The organism is Fictibacillus aquaticus, from assembly GCF_002245695.1.
GTDB classification, from domain to species: Bacteria; Bacillota; Bacilli; order Bacillales; family Fictibacillaceae; genus Fictibacillus; species Fictibacillus aquaticus.
Window position 1 is genome coordinate 373,174 of sequence record NZ_NOII01000002.1, and the last position, 22,995, is coordinate 396,168.

Genomic DNA, 22,995 nt, shown 5'->3' on the forward strand with positions numbered 1-22,995 from the left:
TTCTGCTACAATATATGGGACCTGGTCCTGAAACATGAATGATTCTTGTCCGAGCCATAAAAAAACACCCAGGACTGTTAAAAGTCCTGGGTGAAGCTGCTTATTCAGCCACAAATTTTCTTTCCACTTTGCCCAATATAAAGGCAAGTCCAAGCGTAAGGAGCAAATAGATGAACGCAACAGTTAAATAAGGCTCCCAAGGCTTATAGTATTCTGCCATCATGGCTCTTCCCCAGTACATAAGTTCAGGAAGAGCAAGCACAGATGCAAGAGAAGACTCTTTTATTAACACAATAAATTCATTTCCAAGCGGAGGGATCATCCTCTTTGACGCCTGCGGGAGGATGATATGCCTCATCGCCTGGCGGTGTGTCATCCCAAGAGTTCTCGCTGCTTCCATCTGTCCTTTATCAATCGATTGGATACCCGCACGGAAAATTTCTGCAATATAAGCTCCTGCATTGAGTGACAATGCAACAACAACAGAAAGGAAAACATTCGGCGGGCTGATGAATATCGGCATTACAGCCGCATGAATCAGCAGGATCTGCACAAGCAGCGGCGTCCCTCTGAAAAACGTAACATACCAGTTGAACGGAGTCCTTATGTGCCATTTCGGAGACATTTTACCCAGACCGATAAAGAGGCCGAGAATTGTTCCGAAAATGATGCTTAACAGCGAAATGATGATTGTATAGCCTGCCCCTTTTAAAAAGAACGGCAAATAATTGGCGATCAGCTTAAATGACTCTTCCATGTTGTTCCCCCTATCGCCTTATTGCTTCAGTACGTCAACATTCGGCTCTTCACCGAACCATTTTTTGTAGATTTCTGCGTATTTTCCGCTGTCGATTACCTTTTTCAAGCCTTTGTTTATGTCTTTAACATGCTCTGACTTTTTCGGGAAAATGATGCCGTAATACTCGCTTTCAAAGTTTTCTTTATCCTCGATAGCCTTGACCTTCTTATCAGGATTGTTCTTCACGTATTCCTGAAGCACCCCATTATCAGCTACGACGGCTTCTACTTCTCCGTTCAAAAGCGCCTGGATCGCCAGGACATTGCTTTCATACTTCTTGATATTTTCATTGTTTTTACCGAACAATTTCTCAAGCGCTTCCTGACCGGTCGTACCCGTCTGCACGCCTACTTTTTTGCCATCAAGATCTTTAGCGGATGCAACACTTGATTCTTCTTTTGTCATGATCATGTTAACTGATTCAAAATAAGGATCAGAAAAGTCATACGTTTTCTTGCGTTTGTCATTAATAGTGATGGCAGAAATACCAGCTTGTACTTCTTCATTGTTCAATGAGGTAAAGAGCGGTTCCCAGCCTGTGTTCTTCACTTCATATTCTACTCCCGCTTCTTTCATGACCGCTTCGAGCAGTTCGATGTCAAAGCCCGTCATTTTCCCATCCTTCAAGTACTCAAACGGGGCGTAAGCTGCGTCCGTTGCAACAATTACTTTTCCGCTTCCGCTGTCCGAGCATGCTGCCAGAAGGAGCATGGCCAGGACCGTCATTAATGTGAATACTTTCTTTTTTCTCATATGTATCCCCCTCTTTTTTAGAATCTATTAACATTATACATAACTTTTCTGTAAAATAAGAAAATTCTAAAAATATTTTATGATAAAAAAAACAAGCACTTTTTCAGCGCTTGTTTTTGAACGGACTTTAACACTCTATTAAACCCGGCAAATTTCTTTAGGACAATCCTCGCAATGGCAAGCTTCCTTCAAAAACGCTAAATCTGCGATCACGATAGTGCCGTCTTTATTCGTCTTAATAACGTTCTCTTTTTTGAGCTGGCTCAGCATACGGTTGACGGTCTCTCTTGAAGTACCGACAAGTTCAGCCAGCTCTGTATTTGTGAATTTATTGGAAAGTACGATGCCGTCCGCGGTCATCCTGCCGTAAGAGTTGGAAAGCCTGATAAGCGTCGAGCATAGTGCTCCGTTCTTACCGTACAGCATAAGGTCGCGAAACTTAGATCTTGTAATTTTGTGCATGATGCCCATCCAGCGCATGAACTCCACTGCTACATTGCCGTGCTGCCATATGAGTGTTTCAAGGTCCTTCTGCTGGATGACGCCGACTTCAGTATCACGCGCTGCTTTAGCACTGAAGCTGTATCGAGCCTCTCCGCTGTTTGCAAGCTCCCCGATCAGATCTCCATCCTGAAAGATGTACAGGACAAGTTCTTTTCCCTCTTCATTCATTTTTGTTATTTTTATCTGTCCATGCTTTACGTAATATAGCTTATTGGCTGTATCATCATCAAGAAAAAGGTATTGGTCTTTTTCTATCTTCTGGCTGTACATAATGTCTTTCAACAGCTGAAATGTTTCATCTGTAAAAACATCTGTGTTTTGATACGCACAGTAATTTTGTTCTTTGCAGGCACCCATTTGAGTTTCCCTCCCCGCTTTCATGTTTCCATTATAATCCACGTTCCCCATTCTTGGTGTGATTTTTATCACACATAATGTGTCAAACGTGTGAGAAATGATACAGCCTGTTCTTTCCTCCTTCAGTAAGATAAAAACAAGGAGGTGAATTTCATGACTTCTGCTGTCATTTTGACTGACCGTCACGCGGGTGTCGCGCTTGAAAACAACAAGCCTGTCATCCTGAACTATGTTCAGCAATTAAAAAAAATCACACCTGAAATCATCATTATTTCCGACTCGCCGATGGACTACTTGCCTTTCGTAAAATCATCGGCGCGGATCCTCAGCTATTACAAGCATGAAGGCAGTGTGCTCTCTGGGCTGCACACTGCACTTACACTCTGCAAAGAAAAAGATATATGGCTTCTTCACGAAAATATTAAGCTGCCGCCTCTAAGGCTTCTAAAACACCTGCAGCATGAAAAACGGAAATTGCGAAACCCGAATCTCATCCTGCCTTTTGGAAGCTGCAGCTCTCCTTATTATGGAATATATGATAAAATGCTTCTTCCGATGATTGCAGAGGCTCATTACACGAACTCACGAATCAATGATCTCCTGCGGGTTGCCTGCTTTGCGCAGCCAACATACCGCCGAAAGCAAGCCCAAAACTCTCATGCAGTTGAATAGACAAAAATTATGCTGCCGGCGATGATCGCCGGCAGCATAATTATTAAGGGGTACGGTACCTTTTTCCTTCCTGCCTGCTATAGCAGCGGAAGCCGAAAAAGGTACCGTACCCCATTTCTTAACTACCAGAATTTATAGCCTTGTGAACCTGGAGGAGCATGCTCGATCATATGCCAGAACGGCAATGTGTAGGCGATCAAGATCAGCATGGCACTAATGCCGACCCATAGCTTCCAGTTTTCGAGAATTATAGGAGTCTGTACAGCCGCAGCCTCCACTTCTCCTATAGGAAACTCGGTCTCTCCTTTAGGTGCCCTGAACGCTAGATAGTAAGCGATATATAGTACGAGCAAGATAGCTAGAAACAGGATTGTGCCTCCTACAGCCATAACAGCTTGATAAGGAATCCATTCTGCCGCCTGCGGATGATCGCTGTATGTCGTGTATGCTGTCCGGCGCGGTGCTCCAAACAAGCCCACAAGGTGCATCGCCCCTGACATCAGGAACATGCCGACTGCCCACATTACTGTCTGGATGATGCCGAGTTTATGCATTTTTTTAGTCAGTGTTCGGCCAGACAGATAAGGGATCAGCCAGTAGCTGATGCCGAAGAATGTCAACGTAACAGAAGAAGCAACTGTTAAATGGAAATGCCCTGTCACCCACAGTGTGTTATGGACAACTTGGTTCAGCTGATGACTTGCGTTGATGATCCCGCCTGCTCCTGCAGGAATAAAAATCAGCATCCCTACCATCGGTGCAAAGAAACGGACGTCACTCCATGGGAGAACTTTCAGCCAGCCAAGAAGTCCTTTAGCCCCTTTTCTTCTTCCTGTCGTTTCAAAGACGGCAAACATAGAGAACGCTGTCATGAGAGATGGAATGATGACCATGAACGTGAGCACTACCTGAAAGAACTTCCAAGAGTGTGAGATACCCGGCTCAAGCAGCTGATGGTGGAAGCCGACTGGAATACTAAAAAGAAGGAATAGAACAAACGAAAGTCTCGCCAGCGCATCGCTGAATATTTTTCCTCCGATAATCTTAGGGATGACCACATACCAGCACATATAGGCAGGAAGCAGCCAAAAATACACGAGCGGATGTCCGAAGTACCAAAACAATGTACGGCTGATCAAGATATCGATCTTCTCGACCCACCCGAATGACCAAGGAATGAATTGAAAGATAACGGCTGCAGCCACACCTAGAGTTGCGATGAACCACATCGCCATCGTCATGACAGCCATGAAACTGAACAGCGGCGATAGTTTTTTCTTTGTGATCTGTTTCCAGATATAATACTGCCTCCACATTGAGAAAGCGCACATCCAGCTGCCAACAATTACATGTACGAGAGCGATATAAAACCAAGGCGACGCCTGCAGAGGAGCATAAAATGTGTAAAGGACGGTCGCTTTATTCAGCAGGATAAACACTGTTGCAAGTCCGGTGCCGAACGTCATCATCCAGAAGCCGAGCCAGCCGGTTTTAAGCGGCACTTCATACAAAGTTCCGAGCGTTTTGCTGATTCCAGCATACAGGAAGCCCATAATAAAATAAGTCGTAAAAATAAGTGCAAGCAACACTCCATGAGCTGTCAGCAGCTGATAATATCCGATTCCTGCGGGAAGTTCAATAACTCCTCCTCGTACGAGGGTCTGCAGCAATCCCGCGGTAGCGCCTAAAAATAAAGCGATAAAACTTACTGTAATAAAAGCTTTGCTTAAACGTGTATCCTTTTCATTAATCATGCTGTCACCTCCAGCGTGACCGCCATGACCTGGTGGCCTGTTCCGCAATATTCATTGCAAAGAATTAAATATTTCCCCGGCTTCGTGAAGGTCTGTGTGATCGTGCTAACATAGCCTGGCGTAATCATCATGTTTACATTTGTCGCGGGAATCTGGAAACCGTGCACCACATCTGTGCTTGTCACTTTAAATGTAACTGTCGACCCAACCGGTACTGACAATTTCTGCGGTGTGAAAGTAAAGGCTTGTGCCAGCATGACTGCCTCGTATTCTTTGCTGCCTTTTTTGAAAAGACCAGGCTTATCAAATGGCGCTGTGGCAGTCGCAGTCTTAGGATCCAGTGTTTCCATATGGCTCGGCGGCTGGTTGCCCATGGCGTACGCTGACACCCCTACGATTGAAAGAAACCCTACAAGGCAGACAGCCCCAAACCATAGCCAAATTTTTTCATATTTGTGAATGTGCATCGTGAATCCTCCTTATCGGGATAAATATAATGCGTAAACAGCACCCCAAGATAAAATGATAAATAACCCTAGCAGCATGACAGACAGAAGCGTCCCTTTTAAATCTTGTTCCTTTTCAGCTTTTTTCAGCTTCTTCGGCTTGTTTGTTTCAAGCTGAGGCATCTTTAGATCCCCTCCTTCAATGTCTACAACTGAATCATACGCCCTCGTACCTTCGCTTCGCTGTGACATTAATCATATAGAAAAAAAATTGGGGTCCGGTACCATTTTCCATGACGGCTGCCATAGCAGCACTGTTCGAGAATGGTACCGGACCCCTTTAAGGAGAGACCGCATAAAAAACAGCCGCCTGCCCGGTGCAGACGGCTGTTACTTTTAGTTTTGCATGACAAAATCTTTTTCTGCAGTTTCTTCATTGTCAAAGACACGAAGCACTTCGTATTTCGTATTGCGCTGTGCAGGAATCTTTCCTGCTTCACGGATAAGACGCAGCGTAAGGTTTGTATTGACTTTATGTGTCGTTCCAGCGGCTGAAACGACGTTTTCCTCCATCATTGTGCTGCCAAAATCATTGCATCCATAATGAAGGGATTTTTTTCCTACTTCCGGGCCCATCGTTACCCATGAAGATTGGAAGTTCGGGATGTTATCTAAGAACAGGCGAGAGATCGCAACGTTCTTCAAATATTCTCTTGGAGTTGTTTTTTCCGCCTTCATGTTCGTGTTGTCAGGCTGGAACGTCCACGAGATGAACGCCAGGAAACAATTTGTTTCATCTTGGGCATCCCTGACTCGCTGAAGGTGCAAAGCGCGCTCTTCAAATGTCTCTCCAAAGCCGATTACCATTGTCGCCGTAGAATGCAGCCCCGCTTTTTTTGCTTCCTTCATGCATTCAATCCATTCAGTCCAAGATCCTTTCAGACGGCTGATGCGCTTTCTTGTACGGTCATCTAGAATCTCAGCCCCTCCGCCTGGAAGGGAGTCGAGTCCAGCTTCTTTCAGCTCACGCAGAACTTGCTGCAATGACAGACCAGATACTTCGACCATCTTCCATATCTCGGCTGGAGAGAAGGAATGCATCGTAATGTCAAAGCGTTCTTTAATGGCTCGCAGCAAATCCGTATAGTATGAGAATGGAAGATTCGGATTAGTTCCGCCTTGCATCAAGATTTCAGTGCCGCCGACATCAATGGTTTCCTGTATCTTTTGAAAAATAATATCGTTATCCAGCACGTAACCTTCATTACTGCCTGGCGCTCTGTAAAATGCGCAAAAGCGGCAGTATGTATCACACACGTTCGTATAATTGACATTTCTTCCGATAACAAATGTTGTAACCGGATCAGGGTGCCACCTTTTCATGATAATATCAGCAGCTTCTCCCATTCGTTCTACTTCATCGCTTTCATACAGCTTAACAGCATCTTCAGTCGTAAGCCGTTCACCATCAATCGCTTTTTTAAGAATAGAATCAATGCTCATTGCCTAAACCTCCAGTCGTCCAACTTCTTGCGGTTATGAATCTATCGTACCACAATTCACAATTAACGGACAGGCTCACTGCCTGTCCGCATTTAGAAGATCCTATAAACGATAGTTGATCTCGCCGCCCATAAAAACAGGAATGCTTAAATGCCGGATTCTCTCCATGATGCGCAGCGCCTTCATTTTTTCCATGCCGCCCTTCTGATCAAAAGCAAGATGTTCGGCCAGAAGATCCAGCGTATAGTTTGAACTGTAGAGAGTCGGAAGCTTCTCCATCATACGGTGCTGAAGTATAACACCGATTATCTCGTCGCGCACCCAGTGTGTCAGATGCTCAGCCCCAATATCATCAAGCATAAGCACCGGTACTTTTTTGAGCATATCCATTTTTTGCGAAAATGTTCCATTATTCAGTGAGCTTTTCATTTCATGCAAAAATTCTGGTGTATGCACGAGCAGAGATTCTACTCCCTTTTCTGCAAGTGAGTTCGCGATCGCTCCAAGCAGATACGTTTTTCCGGTGCCGAACTTACCGTGAAAATATAGTCCCTTCGCAGGAAGTCCTGACGATACAGCTTTCACAAAATCAACGGCATGCTGGATCGCTTCATTACGTCCGCTGTCCACTGTATAAAGTCTTTCAAAGCTCGCCTGCAGAATTTCTTGCGGAATAAAATAGCTTTTCATGAGAGTGGTCAGCGCCTTTTGCCGGTCTTCTTTCAGCTTCAGCGGACATTTTCCGTAAGTAACTTCAATCGTCCCTCTCACAAGGTTCAATGACGGCTGGTAGCCTTGCATCATATTCGGACAGGCTTCCAGACCAGGGCATGCGTCACACGTTTTTCTTTCATTGCAGAATGAATAAAGAGAAGAAAGCGATTTGATGGCTGCGTTCTCGGTAACTTCCGGATGAAGAGAAAGGAACTCTGACACATACTTGTCGTTTAGCACCTTGTTTTTCAATGTGTCGAACTGTTCCTGAAAGTTTTTGCTGCCCTGCCATTGTTTCATCGCATCCTGAATTGATTCCATCGGTGATCCTCCTCTCTATAATCCTTTTAAAAGCTCGCTGAGCCATTTTTTATTTTCATGCTCTTCTGGCTGTCCTGCTTTTTCGGCTGAGCTTTTTTGCTCATCGTTCAGCCAGTCGGGCAGCCGTTTGCTGTCATTAGCCATCCTACGCCTTCCCTTACTTGGAGCAGAGGTCTTCTTTTCCTGCCATTCACTGTACTTCTTTTTCTCAGACTTGGCGAGACTTATCGCTTCAGGAACCGTCTTGATCTTTTTTCGCGCCCAGTGTGACGCGATCTTTTCGACGAGTCCTTTTGCAAGGTTCAGATCATTGATTCGCATTACATAATCTAGCAGTACATTCACCACTCCGGACGGAAGTTTCTGATCCACCATTAAGTACACAACAATTCCAAGATCAGCTTCAATCGGCTTCGTCCCGCTGTACAGTTCGAGCATCTGATAAGGCGAAACTTCCTCAAAGAATTTAATTGTTTTCTCTTCTTCGGTCGCCGGCTCTTTCCCATGCAGTGCTTTAAGAGGCAAAGGCTGTGTCCGCATCGCCAGTGATGGAAGACCGTCTTGATGCTCAAAACGGTACCATTTCTGCACTTCTTTACGGATATTTTCTGCCGTCAGCTTCCCGTGAAGGTGATAGGCGTTCTGTACCTGTGCGCTCATTTCAAGCGGGTTCATCCTGTAGATGTAGGCTATTTTAAGTATCGCTTCCCTTAGTTCAGGGGTAATCTCATTTTTCGGCATAATGATGGAAGATAAGTCAGCCATCAATAGGTCCATATCAAACGAGAAGGAACCAAGATTAAGCTCGTGATGCTCATGGCTTCCTTCAAGAAGATGGTCAGCCGAGCTCTCCGAAATTTCAGAGTAGCTTTTCGCCACCATTTCAGAAGGATGAAGAGAAGTAAACACATCACTGAATGAAGCAGTTATTTCTTCAAACCCTTCTGTTTCTTCTTTGCTCATGAGGAAAGACTGTTTAATCTCCATAAACTTTTTATGTCCAAGCCGGTTAAACAAATAGATATTAAGAAAGCCGTCCGTAAAAAAATCATGCGGGTTCAGCGGCCGCTGCAATTCATAAAGAAATTCTCTCGCATGCTCTGTCTCTTTCTTAAACACTTTCAGCAGCCCGATTGCCTCAAGCTTCTTTCTTGCCTGCCAAATGTCCTTAAGAGAAAACTGAGTGATGTTCATGAGATGCTGATGGCTGCTTCTTTTATAGCCGTCCGCTTCTTGCCACCAGGTCATGTATAGACTATAGGCGAATGCACCGACAAGCGGCTGATACAAGAGGGTCATCACTTTCTTATCATGTTCCTGCAAGAGCCCGTTGACTTGCACAGCATACATATCTACTGGTATCACTTCTTTAAAATGACCGTTCATGCTACTCACCAAATTCCCAAGATTGATTATAAAAAAATATATTCTTCAAAAAAGGAAAGAGCGTCTAAGCATGTGTCCGATCCGCTTAACGCTCTTCTTTTTTAATTAGCTCTTTCAATTCCTGTATAAACACATTGATGTCTTTAAACTGGCGATATACAGACGCAAAGCGGACGTATGCCACTTCATCTGTCATGGAAAGGTACTCCATCACTTTTTCTCCGACTTCAGTGCTCGGCACTTCAGGAACACCAGAATTACGCAGATCTTTTTCGATGCTGTCTACAATGTGCTCAAGCTTTTCAAGCGCAACAGGCCGCTTTTCACAAGCCCGGATCAAGCCTCGAAGGATTTTCTCACGCGAGAACTCTTCTCTCGTGCCATCCTTTTTTACAATAATGAGCGGTGTCTGCTCAACCGTTTCAAACGTCGTAAAACGGTAGTTGCATGATTCGCATTCTCGTCTTCGTCTTATAGAGCGTCCTGTGTGGACAGGCCGCGAATCGAGCACTTTTGTTCCGTTATGCTGGCAAGAAGGACAGCGCAAATCAATCAACCCCGTACGTTATTTTTAATCCTAATAATATCTTAAAGAAAAGGGGAGGATGTGACAAGCAGTTTATTGATAATTTTCGGCTAACCCTGTGCCGATGAGCTCAAATTTTTCTTTGAGCAATTGATAAATGGTGACGGCCATTCTTTCGCAGTGTGCGTACTGAAATGGAAGGGCTGATTCTGCCGTAACGTTGATGTCAACCGCAGTGTGGCGGCCCTGAAACGTTACAGCGGTGATGACAGCAAACGCCTTTTTCGGGTAAAGAATGTCAAAGGTAATTTCTCCGCGTTCGGCAGAATCTCCAAGAGCACGGTAATTTTTATCTTCTTTCACTATTTCGGCAAGATACGCAATGATCGCCTCTTTTGAACCTTTGAAATAATGTGTACGGAGCAGAGGATTGGAATGGTCTTCGCTTGTCTCGGCCTGACTGTTCATTAAACTCTGAAGCTTGCTAAACATAATCTACCTCCGAAATATCTTGATGCCGTTATTATACCCTTTCATAGGAGGTTACTCTATATTTCTCTCTATAAACACAATTAAAGGAGGTGTATGCACACCTCCTTCTTCATACCGTTATTATTGAGCTGAAACTTTAGTTTTAGCCACTGCTTTAATTGGACCCATTCCGCGAGGCACTTCAAGGTTTTCACGCGTTTTTGCGCCAAGTGCTTCAGAAATGTAATCAGCAGCTACATTTGGATCAATACGATCGCCGCAAGTATAAACATCGATGCTGGCATAACCATGCTCAGGAAAGCTGTGAATCGTTAAGTGTGATTCAGAAATGATAACCACACCGCTTACTCCATGCGGTGCAAACTTATGAAAAGCAACTTCACGGATTTCAGCACCAGCTTTTAGTGCAGCATCCACAAACGTTTCTTCAATAAACTTCATATCGTTTAACTTTTCAGAGTCACAACCCCATAATTCAGCAATAACGTGTCTTCCCATTGTATCCATTAGCATAGTCCCCCTTATAAAAATGTCATGCCTTCAAGCATGCGGTATTGAACATCTACCACGGGGGAAAGTTAGTCCAGAGAGGTCCTAACCCTTTAAGTAGTATCCAACGCCTTGGTTTGCTTTAATTGAAGTTCACGAATCATAGTATACTTCTTTTGATTTTTTTTTGCAATAAATACTTTGAAAAAAAATTAGGCATAATTTAAACCTTTTTACTTAGCGAGATCTTCTATGGGGTCCGGTACCAATAAGAAATTTTTGCGCTGCAGCAGCAGACTGTTTCTGTTGTACCGGACCCCCAGCGATACACAATAAAAAAACGGCTGTCCCTGGATCGGGAACAGCCGGCATTCTTCTATTAAGCTTAAGCTGAAATGTTTGCTGAAACGTTCAACTGGGTAGCCACAAGCTTCGCAAGGTCTACTACTCGGCATGAGTAGCCCCACTCGTTGTCATACCATGCAAGCACTTTTACTTTCCTGTCTTCCATGACCATCGTAGAAAGACCGTCAACGATCGAGGAATTCTCGTTATGGTTGTAATCAATAGACACAAGCGGAAGATCGCTGTATGCAAGAACACCGTTCATAGATCCTTCTGATGCTGACATGAAGGCATGGTTCACTTGATCGACCGTTACGTCTGACTTTAGCTCTACCACTAAATCGACCAATGAAACGTTAGGAGTCGGAACCCTTAACGCCATTCCGTTCAATTTCCCTTCAAGATGCGGCAGAACCTTCGCGATTGCTTTTGCGGCTCCAGTAGAGGTCGGGATGATTGACTGGCCGCAGGCACGTGCTCTTCTAAGATCTTTATGCGGATTATCAATATTTTTCTGATCATTTGTATATGCGTGAATGGTTGTCATCATGCCTGAAACGACACCGAACTGGTCATCAAGAACTTTCACAACTGGTGCAAGACAGTTTGTTGTACAAGATGCATTGGACAGAATATGATGCTGATCCGGATTGTATTCGCTTTCATTTACACCCATAACAATCGTTAAGTCTTCGTCTTTCCCAGGTGCTGTTATGATTACCTTTTTAGCGCCAGCTTCAAGATGGTAGCCAGCTGTTTCCTTTGTTTTAAACTTGCCGGTGGCTTCGATCACAATATCAATTCCAAGCTCTTTCCATGGCAATTCTCTCGGGTCTCTGGAGTTTACGAGCAAAACTTTCTTTCCGTTCACAAGCAGCGAATCTTCTTGTGGAACAACTTCCCCCATAAATACACCATGGATGCTGTCGTATTTTATCATATGCGCGAGCGTTTCAGGAGAATAACTGGCGTTGATCGCCACAACGTCCATTTCACCGCTCTCCATTATTTTACGGAATACCATTCTTCCGATACGTCCTAATCCGTTAATCGCTACTTTAGCCTTCATGAAGCTGCCCCTTCCAATTATGTTATACTTATTACTGTGTTTATCTGTAATTAGTATATCATAATTGAGTTCGAAAAGAACATATTTTTGTGAAAAAAGGCGCAAAAAAAGGCATCTGCCATTACTGGCGTGCCTTATATTATGTTCCATTCTCTTAAAATGCCGTCGATTTGCCGGTAAAGTTCATCTTTTGTACCGTCATTGCGAATGACAGCATCTGAAAGTTTTATTTTATCTTCCAGAGGCATCTGGGAAGAAATTCTCGCTGCAGCTTGCTCCTCCGTTAAAGGATCTCGGCTGATCAGCCTTTGCATCTGTACTTGCGGAGAAACAAATACAAGAAGGGTTTTATCTACCATGTGGGTGAGCTGGCTTTCAAACAGCAAAGGTATATCCAGTACAACTGAACGACTTCCTCCATTAAGATAGGTTTCCGCCTGCCGGTTCATTTCCTTACGTACTGCAGGATGGACGATGCTGTTTAATACTTTTCTTTTTTCTTCATCCTTAAAGATGATATCTCCTAAGTATGAACGGTTGATGGTATGATCCGGATTCAGGATACTTTCACCAAAAGCCTTTATTATTTCAGTATAAGCAGGCATCCCTTTTTCCACAGCCTGCCGTGCAATTAAATCGGCATCTACGACCGGAATTCCTTTTTCTCTTAAATAGTTGGAGGCCGTGCTCTTTCCACTTGCGATTCCTCCGGTTAATCCGATTTTCAACCCAATTTCCTCCTTACAATTTCATAAGCCCGATAATTATCAGGAGCATGCCTGGCAAAAGAGAGAGTTTTTGCATCCATCTATACTTTGAAACGAGCATGCCGCACGCCATTCCGGACCATAAAAACAAGCAGCTCATCGCAGCAGAGACGCCCGCGGTCAGTACAGGCGGCAGATCAATCAGTGCTGCCCCTACTCCTGCACCGAACGCATCTAGTGATAATGCGATGCCCAGCAAGACCGCTTCAATGCCTGTAATGCTGCCTGACCTGTCAAAGTCTGCGATCACAGGCTTTTTTAAAATTTTAATGACTAGGCCAATCGACTTAATTTCAAGATTTAATACAGATTTAGTTTCCGTTTCAGCCTTTTCCTCTTTTTTAAACATGACCTGCCATAAAAAACAGATTCCGATCGCTATTAATATAAACCCTCCAAGCAGCTGGCCAGTATCAGGTGAAAGAAATTGCTCGATTCCGTGGCCGACAGCCATTGAAAAAAAGAGAGTAGCTGCCGAGCAGATTGAAATGATAAAGATGGAACGGAACGGAATCTTGATTTCTTTTATTCCATAAGTCAAACCTGCCCCAAAACTGTCAAGGCTCACCGCCAGTCCGAGCAGCCATAATGATGCAGATGGCATGGCGTTTATCTCCTTTCCATATACAAGGTAACGTAGTATATGAAAAGGACGCTTAAAGCGTTATTTCTGGCAGGCTTGGCAAATATGAGTTCCTCTTCCTGCTACAACAGTTCTGACAATTTCTCTCCCGCAGCTCCTGCAGCTCTGTCCGGCACGGCCGTATACATAGAGTGTCAGCTGAAAACTTCCTTGCTCTCCAACGGAATTAACGTAGGAGCGGATCGTGCTTCCTCCTTTTTCAACCGCTTCGCTTAAAATAGCCACAATATAATGATGCAGCTTTTTCAGGCGGTGAAGAGAAAGTTTGGACGCAGGCGTTTCAGGGTGAATACCTGCCCGATGGAGCGCTTCATCCACATAAATGTTCCCAAGACCCGTAATATATTGCTGATCGAGCAGAACTGCTTTAATTGAACGGTTCGTTTTTTGAAATGACTGTTTCATGAGCTTTGGCGTAAATTCTTCAGACAAAGGCTCCGCTCCCAGCTTGGACAGCGGCAAGAACTGATCTTCTGTTCCTTTTGGAAACAGATGCATCGTTCCGAACTTCCTGACATCACGATACCTCAGCTCTGTGCCATCTTCAAATTCAAAGAAAACATGCGTATGCTTATCCGCTGGCTCCTCTTTTTGAAATAAACCGTATCTCCCTTCCATTCTCAGATGGGATACGATCGTGTCCTCGCTGCAAATGATTTTTAAAAATTTGCCCCGCCGTTCGATTCTTTCTACAGTCTGTCCTTTAAGACGGGTAATAAATTCTTCAGGTTCCGGCAGCTTTATAATGTTTTCCCATCTTATTTCTACCTGTTTAATTGTTTTTCCAATTATTAGTCTTGAGAGTGTATTTTTCACGTTTTCTACTTCTGGTAGTTCAGGCACTTTAGCAGTCCTCCTTTCATCTCACACTTTCAAGCAAAGAGCCGCCTTAAATAGCTTATCAAGAGTGCTTTCTTTTTACTTACTTATTCAACTAAAACTTTTAGAAAAAAGCCTTTAAAACCCATTAAAGAAAGACAGCCCTTAACAGGCTGCCGTGTTTATTTTGCCTCATACCATGTTCTGCCGTAATTCACATCGACTTTCAGCGGTACATCCAAGGACACAGCACCTTCCATCACTTCTGCAACTATCGTGCAAAGCTTGTCAATCTCCTCTTCAGGCGCCTCAAAAATCAATTCATCGTGTACCTGCAGAAGCATCTTGCACTGCATGTTTTCTTTCTCTAGCCTCTCATCCATGTCTACCATCGCTTTTTTTATAATATCAGCAGCTGTTCCCTGGATTGGTGTGTTCATCGCGGTCCGCTCTGCGAAGCTTCTAAGATTAAAATTCCGGCTAGTAATTTCCGGCAAATACCTTCTTCTGTGCAGCAGTGTGGATACAAAACCATCTTGCTTCGCCTGCTGGACGATGGAGTCCATATATTCTTTGACTCCAGGGAAGCTTTCTAAATACGCATCAATAAATTCAGCCGCTTCTTTTCTAGTAATGTTCAGACTTTGAGACAGTCCATAATCTGAGATGCCATACACGATGCCGAAGTTTACCGCCTTTGCCCGGCGCCTCATTTCAGAAGTCACATCAGCGGGCTCTACACCAAATACATCGCTTGCTGTCTTCGTGTGGACATCCATCTCGTTTCTGAACGCTTCCATCAAGTTTTCATCCCGGGAAATATGAGCGAGCACGCGAAGCTCGATCTGCGAATAGTCCGCCGCAAGAATTTTCCACCCTGGCTTAGTAGGAACGAATGCCTCTCTGATCTTTCTTCCTGCTTCAAGCCTGATTGGTATGTTTTGCAGATTCGGTTCAGTTGAGCTTAATCTTCCTGTTTGAGTAAGCGCCTGATTGAAGCGGGTATGAATTCTTTCAGTTTCATTATCAATTACTTTCAACAGGCCTTCAATATATGTCGAGTTCAGCTTTCCAAGCTGGCGGTAGATTAGGATTTTGCTGATAATCTCATGCTTGCTCTCAAGTTTTTCCAGCACATCAACAGAAGTGGAATAACCTGTTTTTGTTTTTTTAACAGCTGGCAGCCCCAGTTTTTCAAATAAAATTTCGCCAAGCTGTTTTGGAGAATTGATATTAAAAGAAGTACCCGCAAGCTCATGAATGTCAGTTTCCAGAAGCTCCAGCTGCGCTTGAAGTTCAGCTCCCATTTTACGAAGCCTTTCCGGGTCTACTTTTATTCCCGTTGTTTCCATCTTCCCCAGCACGAGCGACAACGGCAGCTCCAGCTCATAAAAAAGCTCTTTCTGCTCATTTTCTTCCAGTTTTCTGCTCAGAAGCTTCTCTAGCTTAAAGACAGTTTGCGCTTTTCTTGCCAGATGCTCGGCTAGCTCGTCTTCCGAAGGGACTTTCCTCTTAGCCCCTTTGCCGTAAACAATCTCGTCACTGTCAAGAGGCGGCAGCCCGTATATAGAAGCTACTCCTGCAATTTCTTCAGAAGAGTCAGATGGATTGAGAATGTAGGACGCAATCATCGCATCAAAGATAACGCCTTCGAGAATGACGCCAGATCCAGCCAAAGCGGTATATGCCCTTTTGGCATCAAATAATATCTTCGATTTGTCTTGTGAAGATGCCCATTTTTTGAACAAATCAGACTGCAGAGCTGCTTCTCCCGGCACATAATAGATGCCGCTGTCATTTGCAATACCGATGCCAAGAATAGCTGGACGGCGGTATGAGTCGTGCGATGTTTCTACAATAAGTGCTGAAGTTGAAGACAGCATTTCTTCCGTGATGCTGGAGGCATGTACAAACGGAACTTCTTCTTTCTCTTCTTCCGATTGCTCCATAGGCTCGCCGCCGACACGCTCAATAAGTGTCGTGAAACCAAGTTCTTTAAACAGCGGGAGAACTGATGCTGCTTCATAACCAGCGTAACCTGTATCCTCGATGGTAATCTCGATAGGCGCTTCGTGTGTGATGGTAGCCAGTTCCTTGCTCATAATAGCCTGCTGTTTGTTGTCGCTCAATTTTTCTTTAAGCTTAGCACCTGAAACGTTGTCAATCTGTTCGAGCACCTGTTCAAGAGTTCCAAACTGTTTGATCAATTTGATTGCCGTCTTTTCGCCGACTCCCGGCACACCAGGGATATTATCGGAAGGGTCTCCCATGAGTCCTTTCATATCAATGATTTGATCGGGTGTCAGGCCGTAGCGTTCTTCCACCTTTTCTAAATTATAAGACTCTACTTCGGTAATTCCTTTTCTTGTAAGAACGACTTCAACGTCTTCTGTGACGAGCTGCAGCAGATCCTTATCACCTGTAAATACCTTTACTTCCCAGTCGCCGCCTGCAGCGCTCTTTGACAGCGTGCCGATAATATCATCCGCTTCAAAGTTCTCAAGCTCGTACCTTTTAATGCCAAATGCGTCAAGGAGCTGGCGGATGAAAGGGAACTGCTCAGACAGTTCAGGCGGAGTTTTCTGACGCCCTCCTTTATATTCGGTAAAAGTTTTATGGCGGAACGTTGTCTTGCCCGCATCAAAAGCCACGAGCATATGTGAGGGCTTTTCATCTTCAAGTATTTTCATAAGCATCATCGTAAATCCGTAAACCGCATTCGTATATACGCCTTTATCATTGTTTAAAAGCGGAAGCGCAAAAAATGCGCGGTACGCAATACTGTTTCCGTCGATGAGAACGAGTTTTTTTGTCACAATATGACCTCCTGAAGTCCAAATATCTCTCCATATTGTATCATGCGGCTGTTTGAATGAGAAATTCAGAGAAGGCTTAAAAGAATACAAAAAAAAGCACGAGAACATATTGCTCTCGTGTAAAGGGGGTACTGAAAAAGGATATCTTTATATTAGCCAAAGACTATTAAGCTAATTCGTATGTTGTGTAAAGGATTTGTAAAATTCACACTTCTTCCTGTTTTTTCTTGAACCGGATAGTAAACTCCGAACCCTTGCCGACCTTGCTCTTCACATTAATCGTTCCATGATGTGCTTCTACTAGATGCTTAACGATTGCAAGCCCCAGTCCGGTCCCGCCTGAATTTCGGCTTCGTGCTTTGTCTACACGATAGAAGCGTTCAAAAATCCTTGGAATTTCTTCTTTTGATATGCCAATACCTGTATCTGTCACACTGAGCAGCACGTTCTTTTTATCTTCTTCCACTTTAATGGATACGTTCCCGCCGGCCGGAGTATAGGTTAAACTGTTGCTGATCAGGTTAATAATAATCTGCTTCAGCCGCGGCGCGTCCCCATCCATCAACGTGCTCCCGGAGATATCAAGCGAAAGCTGTATATCCTTATCCCTCGCTTTTTTCTCTAGCATCTCCATTGTTTCTTGGACGAGCTGTGATAGTTCAAGTTTCTGCCAATCGAGGTTAAATCCCTGCTCTGTTTTAGAAAGATCCAGCAGGTCCTGAATGAGGCTCTGAAGCCTTTCGCTTTCATTGAGTATAATGGAAAGGAATTTCCGTCTGTATTCAGGGTTTTCTCCTGCACCGTCAAGGAGCGTCTCCGCAAACCCTTTTAATGACGTAATCGGTGTCTTCAGCTCATGAGAGACATTCGCTACAAAGTCTTTCCTCATCTGCTCCAGTTTTTTCAGCTCAGTTATATCATGAAACACTAAGACTATCCCTCTTAGCTTGCCATTAACATCAAGGATCGGGACACTATCTACGCTGAAATGCTTCCGTTCGATATGGATGGGGAGAAGCACGTTTCTCCGTACATTTTTTTCTGTCAGATATGTTTCTTTTACAACTTCTTTAATGACGGCATGAGGAAAAACTTCATAAAACAAATGTCCTGTCCACGAGTCAGCATGCTCTTTAAAATATTCTTTAAATGCTCTGTTTACAAGATTGATATATCCGTTAGAATCAATCAGTATGAGGCCGCTGCCCATGTTTTCTATGAGAGTTTTCAGCCTGTCCTGCTGTGATTCGTGGGATTTAGTCATCTTTTCTAGATTGCGTGCGAGTACATTCAGAGAATAATTCAGTTCGCCGATATCTTCTCCCCTATATTCATAAGTCCTCACCTTGAAGTTTCCTCTTGCCAGTTCTTTCGCAGTAAATGTTGCCTCATCCACCGGCCGGACGATCCTTTGAATGATTTTTACCGACACGATCAATATAATCATAAAGCAGACAAGGAATCCCGCAGCCATCATCAGCCAAAGTGATCGCTCGGCATCTTCATCAGCACCTGCTTTAACAGATAGCTGCACGTACCCGCCTGCTCTTGTTTCCCGTACAGGAATCGTATAATAATCTTTTCCGCTGATCGTTGATCCATAAATTGACGTGCCGCTTAATTTATTTTTCAGCACCTGAACAGGAAATCTTTCCGCTTCTTCCGATTTTGAAGAGGTTTCTACCGTTTCACCTTTTGGGTTCAATATAGAAACCGTCACACCCAGATCATCTGCTGTTTGTTCCAGCAGCCCTTTGACAGCTATACTGCCGCTATCTACCCTTAAGACATAGGCGATTAAATTCAAATTCTTTTCGTACGTGCTGATTCTATTTTCTTTTACATTATGGTGAATGATGTTTCCGACAATCAAGGCAAGAAGTGTAAAGACAAGCATGATCCCGAACAGGAAAAGTGTCAGGACCCTGTTTTTAAAATCAGCCATTTATAGCGGGTTCCTCAAGCTTATAACCGAGGCCTCGTATGGTTTTAATATAGATTGGCTTTCGTGTATTCTCTTCAATCTTTTCCCGCAGATGGCTGATATGAACATCAACGATCCTTGTATCTCCTACAAAATCATAGTTCCATACAGCAGAAAGGAGCTGTTCTCTCGTCAGCACTCTGTTTTTATGTCGCACAAGGTATACGAGAAGCTCAAACTCCTTTGGCGTCAGTTCAAGCGCATTTCCCTGAAAATAGGCCTCATAGTTTTCTGGATATACCTCTACTTCTCCTACCCCAAGATGTTCACTGTCACTTTTTGTTTTCGTTTCAAGCGCATGAGCTTGCTGCTGGCTTCTTCGCAGGATGGCTTTCACCCTCGCTACCACCTCTCTTGGGCTGAAAGGTTTTGTCATGTAATCATCAGCACCCAGCTCAAGTCCGAGCACTTTGTCAAATTCATCATCCTTTGCTGTGAGCATAAGGATAGGGATAAACAGTTGTTTTTGCCGAAGTGATTTACATACTTCCAGGCCGTCAAGTTCAGGAAGCATCAAGTCAAGAATCAATAAATCAGGCTGTTCAGATTCTGCCTTTTCAAGACCTTCCCTGCCGTCCATCGCTGTAACGACTTGAAAACCTGCCTGTTCAAGGTTAAATTGAAGCAGTGTCATAATAGATAGTTCGTCTTCTACTACTAGAATTTTTTGGCTCATACAATCCCTGCTTTCATTTCGGCTCTTATATAAATCATACTATTTTTTGCAGGTGTACACAAAAGCTGCTTACTCTTCTTTGATATATTTTACACTTCTTTTACTTTTGATTTACAAAAAATTAACTTTGAAGATTTTTGGACAACAAAAAAACACGTTTCCATTTTTAGAAACGTGTTTTTAATACGAGTTAAAAGTTTTCCATCGTTCTTGTTGTGATTGGTTTTGGAGGATACGGCGGACAAACTTCGAGTCTGCCTTCAGCAACCGTTTTTCCGTCAGGGTTTAATACAGAGACACTTATGCCGATAGTGTGCTTATCTTTTTTCACTTCCTGAACCTCTAAATAAAAAGAGAGTTTTTCATAATGATAGACAGGATTCGGAAAAGACAGGTCTGTCTTTAGTACCGAACTGCCTGGTCCAGGCAAATATTTCGAAACAGCGGAAGTGATCATGCCGATGACCATGACTTGTGGAACGATCGGTTTTTTATATGGCGTCAACGATGCGTAATCATGCTGTATAAATAAAGGGTTATTATCATTTGAAAGTCCCAGGTATAGCAGAAGGTCCTTGTCTTCAATGGTTTCCGTAAACTCCAGTTTCTCGCCTGGCTGGATTTCATTGATTTTTCTTCCAAGCTTTCGTTTCTTTCCGATTAGCATGAAGGCCACCCCTTTTTAGTAAGCGCTTACATATTATATAGAAGAAAAAATCCGGGGCGTCCCCCGAATCTTCCCTTCGATTTATTATTACGCTAAAACATTCATTACATTTTTGACAGCGGCTGCCGACTGATCAAGCGCTGCTTTTTCTTCTTCTGTTAGATCAAGGATGATAATCTCTTCAAGCCCGTTTCCTCCAACAATCGTTGGAACACCAAGGCAGATCCCATCATAGCCATACTCACCCTCAAGATAAGCGATACTTGGCAATACTCGGCGCTGATCCTTAAGAACAGCTTCTACCATTTCAACGAGTGATGCTGCAGGAGCATAATACGCGCTTCCGTTTCCAAGCAGGTTCACAATCTCACCGCCGCCTTTGCGTGTGCGTTCTACAATCGCATCAAGACGGTCTTTAGAGATAAGCTTTTCAAGCGGGATACCGCCAGCATAAGAATAGCGCACAAGCGGTACCATGTCATCTCCGTGACCGCCGAGAACGAAGCCTGTAACATCTTTAACTGAAAGGTTCAGTTCTTGTGCAACAAACGTACGGAAGCGGGCTGTATCCAGGATGCCGGACTGTCCGATAACACGGTTTTTCGGGAAACCTGATTCCTTTAGCACCGTATAGGTCATCGCATCTACCGGGTTTGTAAGTACGATAATCGTACTGTTTGGAGAATATTTCGCGATTTCTTTCGTTACACTTTTCATGATGCCAGCATTTGTGTTAACTAGATCATCACGGCTCATACCAGGTTTACGAGCGATACCGGCAGTAATTACAACAACATCAGAATCAGCAGTATCCGCATAATCACTTGTTCCGAGGATGTTTGCATCAAACCCTTGAACAGGGCTTGCTTCAAGCATGTCGAGTGCTTTGCCTTTTGTAGGATTCTCTAGCTGCGGAATGTCGACAAGCACTACATCACCAAGTTCTTTTTGTCCTATGATAAATGCCGTTGTTGCTCCAGTGAATCCCGCACCGATTACGGAGATTTTTTTTCGCTTGTTAGCCATATAAAACGCCTCCTGTTTTGAGATGTAACGTATTGGTTGCTGTGAAGGTCTATTAAAACTAAAGGAACTGGGGTCAACAGTTCCTTTATAGTGCAGCTATTACATATTTTTGATCAGTTCATCTGCAAATTCAGAGCATTTCACTTCAGTAGCGCCATCCATGAGGCGTGCGAAGTCATAAGTTACGACCTTGCTTGAGATCGATTTTTCCATAGAAGATACGACAAGTTTAGCCGCTTCATGCCATCCTAAGTGCTCAAGCATTAATACGCCTGAAAGGATAACAGATGATGGGTTTACTTTATCAAGTCCTGCATATTTCGGAGCTGTTCCGTGAGTCGCTTCAAAGATCGCGTGGCCAGTCTCGTAGTTGATGTTTGCTCCTGGTGCGATTCCGATACCGCCTACTTGTGCAGCAAGTGCATCTGAGATGTAATCACCATTCAGGTTCATTGTCGCAACAACATCAAATTCAGCTGGACGTGTCAGGATCTGCTGAAGGAAGATATCAGCGATAGAATCTTTTACAATGATCTTGCCAGCAGCTTCTGCTTCAGCCTGCGCTTTATTCGCAGCATCCTTGCCTTCCTGCTCAGCAATACGGTCATATTGTGCCCAAGTAAATACTTTGTCGCCGAACTCTTCTTCTGCAAGCTCATAGCCCCAGTTTTTAAATGCGCCTTCTGTAAATTTCATGATGTTTCCTTTGTGTACAAGCGTTAAGCTCTTGCGCCCTTCATTGATCGTATATTCAAGAGCTGCACGTACAAGACGCTTTGTACCTTCAGAAGATACAGGTTTGATACCGATTCCAGACGTTTCAGGGAATCGTATTTTCTTTACACCCATTTCTTCCTGAAGGAATTGAATCACTTTCTTTACTTCATCAGAACCGCTCGCGTACTCGATACCAGCGTAGATGTCTTCTGTATTTTCACGGAAAATCACCATATCTGTGTCTTCCGGACGCTTAACCGGTGAAGGTACTCCTTGGAAGTAACGAACCGGGCGAAGACACGTGAAAAGATCCAGCTCCTGACGAAGTGCAACGTTCAATGAACGGATTCCGCCGCCGACCGGAGTTGTAAGAGGTCCCTTGATCGCGATGATATAATCACGGATTACATCAAGTGTCTCTTCCGGAAGCCATTCTCCTGTCTGGTTAAACGCTTTTTCCCCAGCCAATACTTCCTTCCAGACGATTGATTTTTCACCGTTATAAGCTTTCTCAACCGCTGCTTCCAATACGCGGGATGCTGCTGCCCAAATATCAGGGCCTGTTCCGTCACCTTCGATAAAAGGGATTACCGGATTGTTCGGCACGTTTAATACACCGTTGTCAACTGTAATACGCTCTCCATTTACTGTCATTATGATTTCCTCCTATCTCTATTGGCACTGCACACTTACTTTATCAGTCTACTAAAAAAACATACAGGAAGAGAAGCAAATCACTTCCCTATTTCA

23 protein-coding genes are annotated in these 22,995 nt (G+C 43.9%); 1 reads left to right on the top strand and 22 read right to left on the bottom strand.

Annotated elements, in window-relative coordinates; translation table 11 throughout:
• Nucleotides 1–100: 100 nt before the first annotated feature.
• The 3 genes from CGZ90_RS09750 to CGZ90_RS09760 form a co-directional block, all read right to left on the bottom strand.
• Nucleotides 101–757, bottom strand: coding sequence for an amino acid ABC transporter permease (locus CGZ90_RS09750; RefSeq protein WP_094252262.1), 657 nt, complete (start codon nt 755–757; stop codon nt 101–103).
• A gap of 18 nt (nt 758–775) precedes the next feature.
• Nucleotides 776–1,552, bottom strand: a complete 777-nt coding sequence (locus CGZ90_RS09755; protein WP_094252264.1) for a basic amino acid ABC transporter substrate-binding protein — start codon at nt 1,550–1,552, stop codon at nt 776–778.
• Between the two features lie 138 nt (nt 1,553–1,690).
• Nucleotides 1,691–2,413 (bottom strand): Crp/Fnr family transcriptional regulator, encoded by a 723-nt coding sequence (locus CGZ90_RS09760; RefSeq protein WP_094252266.1) that lies wholly within the window; start codon nt 2,411–2,413, stop codon nt 1,691–1,693.
• 153 nt (nt 2,414–2,566) lie between these two features.
• On the opposite strand from CGZ90_RS09760, the gene CGZ90_RS09765 reads away from it, so the two are divergent.
• On the top strand, nt 2,567–3,085 hold the full coding sequence (locus CGZ90_RS09765) for a hypothetical protein (RefSeq protein ID WP_094252268.1): 519 nt from the start codon (nt 2,567–2,569) through the stop codon (nt 3,083–3,085).
• A gap of 122 nt (nt 3,086–3,207) precedes the next feature.
• Here CGZ90_RS09765 and CGZ90_RS09770 read toward each other — a convergent pair whose 3' ends face one another.
• From CGZ90_RS09770 to icd, 19 genes are all read right to left on the bottom strand, one after another.
• Nucleotides 3,208–4,839: a b(o/a)3-type cytochrome-c oxidase subunit 1 gene (locus CGZ90_RS09770; RefSeq protein WP_094252270.1), complete on the bottom strand. Its 1,632-nt coding sequence runs from the start codon at nt 4,837–4,839 to the stop codon at nt 3,208–3,210.
• Complete coding sequence (locus CGZ90_RS09775) at nt 4,836–5,306, bottom strand: cytochrome c oxidase subunit II (RefSeq protein ID WP_094252272.1); 471 nt, start codon at nt 5,304–5,306, stop codon at nt 4,836–4,838. The genes CGZ90_RS09770 and CGZ90_RS09775 overlap by 4 nt, the downstream gene beginning before the upstream one ends.
• 12 nt (nt 5,307–5,318) lie before the next feature.
• A complete protein-coding gene (locus CGZ90_RS09780; protein ID WP_094252274.1) occupies nt 5,319–5,468 on the bottom strand; it encodes a cytochrome c oxidase subunit 2A in 150 nt (49 codons plus the stop codon).
• 213 nt (nt 5,469–5,681) lie between these two features.
• Nucleotides 5,682–6,788 (bottom strand): cyclic dehypoxanthinyl futalosine synthase, encoded by a 1,107-nt coding sequence (mqnC, locus tag CGZ90_RS09785; RefSeq protein ID WP_094252275.1) that lies wholly within the window; start codon nt 6,786–6,788, stop codon nt 5,682–5,684.
• Between the two features lie 102 nt (nt 6,789–6,890).
• Entirely contained in the window at nt 6,891–7,823 is a 933-nt protein-coding gene (gene dnaI / locus CGZ90_RS09790) for a primosomal protein DnaI (protein WP_094252276.1), read from the bottom strand.
• 15 nt (nt 7,824–7,838) lie between these two features.
• Nucleotides 7,839–9,209, bottom strand: a complete 1,371-nt coding sequence (locus CGZ90_RS09795) for a replication initiation and membrane attachment family protein (RefSeq protein ID WP_094252277.1) — start codon at nt 9,207–9,209, stop codon at nt 7,839–7,841.
• A gap of 85 nt (nt 9,210–9,294) precedes the next feature.
• A complete protein-coding gene (gene nrdR / locus CGZ90_RS09800) occupies nt 9,295–9,756 on the bottom strand; it encodes a transcriptional regulator NrdR (protein WP_094252278.1) in 462 nt (153 codons plus the stop codon).
• 72 nt (nt 9,757–9,828) lie between these two features.
• Nucleotides 9,829–10,227, bottom strand: a complete 399-nt coding sequence (locus CGZ90_RS09805; RefSeq protein WP_094252280.1) for a hypothetical protein — start codon at nt 10,225–10,227, stop codon at nt 9,829–9,831.
• A gap of 120 nt (nt 10,228–10,347) precedes the next feature.
• Complete coding sequence (speD, locus tag CGZ90_RS09810; RefSeq protein WP_094252282.1) at nt 10,348–10,734, bottom strand: adenosylmethionine decarboxylase; 387 nt, start codon at nt 10,732–10,734, stop codon at nt 10,348–10,350.
• 367 nt (nt 10,735–11,101) lie between these two features.
• Nucleotides 11,102–12,130 carry a glyceraldehyde-3-phosphate dehydrogenase gene (locus CGZ90_RS09815; RefSeq protein WP_094252284.1) on the bottom strand — a complete coding sequence of 343 codons (1,029 nt, stop codon included), beginning with the start codon at nt 12,128–12,130 and terminating at the stop codon, nt 11,102–11,104.
• A 134-nt stretch (nt 12,131–12,264) separates the two neighbouring features.
• The gene (gene coaE / locus CGZ90_RS09820; RefSeq protein WP_094252285.1) at nt 12,265–12,864 is read right to left on the bottom strand and encodes a dephospho-CoA kinase; all 600 of its coding nucleotides are present in this window, start codon (nt 12,862–12,864) and stop codon (nt 12,265–12,267) included.
• A gap of 7 nt (nt 12,865–12,871) precedes the next feature.
• Entirely contained in the window at nt 12,872–13,501 is a 630-nt protein-coding gene (gene ytaF, locus CGZ90_RS09825; RefSeq protein WP_094252287.1) for a sporulation membrane protein YtaF, read from the bottom strand.
• A gap of 60 nt (nt 13,502–13,561) precedes the next feature.
• Nucleotides 13,562–14,383, bottom strand: coding sequence for a DNA-formamidopyrimidine glycosylase (gene mutM / locus CGZ90_RS09830; RefSeq protein WP_094252289.1), 822 nt, complete (start codon nt 14,381–14,383; stop codon nt 13,562–13,564).
• A gap of 158 nt (nt 14,384–14,541) precedes the next feature.
• Nucleotides 14,542–17,178, bottom strand: coding sequence for a DNA polymerase I (polA, locus tag CGZ90_RS09835; RefSeq protein WP_240515409.1), 2,637 nt, complete (start codon nt 17,176–17,178; stop codon nt 14,542–14,544).
• A gap of 202 nt (nt 17,179–17,380) precedes the next feature.
• On the bottom strand, nt 17,381–19,120 hold the full coding sequence (pnpS, locus tag CGZ90_RS09840) for a two-component system histidine kinase PnpS (RefSeq protein ID WP_094252293.1): 1,740 nt from the start codon (nt 19,118–19,120) through the stop codon (nt 17,381–17,383).
• Nucleotides 19,113–19,835, bottom strand: coding sequence for a response regulator transcription factor (locus tag CGZ90_RS09845; RefSeq protein ID WP_094252295.1), 723 nt, complete (start codon nt 19,833–19,835; stop codon nt 19,113–19,115). The genes pnpS and CGZ90_RS09845 overlap by 8 nt, the downstream gene beginning before the upstream one ends.
• Before the next feature lie 190 nt (nt 19,836–20,025).
• Nucleotides 20,026–20,502: a MaoC/PaaZ C-terminal domain-containing protein gene (locus CGZ90_RS09850; RefSeq protein WP_094252296.1), complete on the bottom strand. Its 477-nt coding sequence runs from the start codon at nt 20,500–20,502 to the stop codon at nt 20,026–20,028.
• Between the two features lie 87 nt (nt 20,503–20,589).
• On the bottom strand, nt 20,590–21,528 hold the full coding sequence (mdh, locus tag CGZ90_RS09855) for a malate dehydrogenase (RefSeq protein ID WP_094252297.1): 939 nt from the start codon (nt 21,526–21,528) through the stop codon (nt 20,590–20,592).
• A gap of 99 nt (nt 21,529–21,627) precedes the next feature.
• Nucleotides 21,628–22,899, bottom strand: coding sequence for an NADP-dependent isocitrate dehydrogenase (gene icd / locus CGZ90_RS09860; RefSeq protein WP_094252299.1), 1,272 nt, complete (start codon nt 22,897–22,899; stop codon nt 21,628–21,630).
• Between the last annotated feature and the right edge of the window lie 96 nt (nt 22,900–22,995).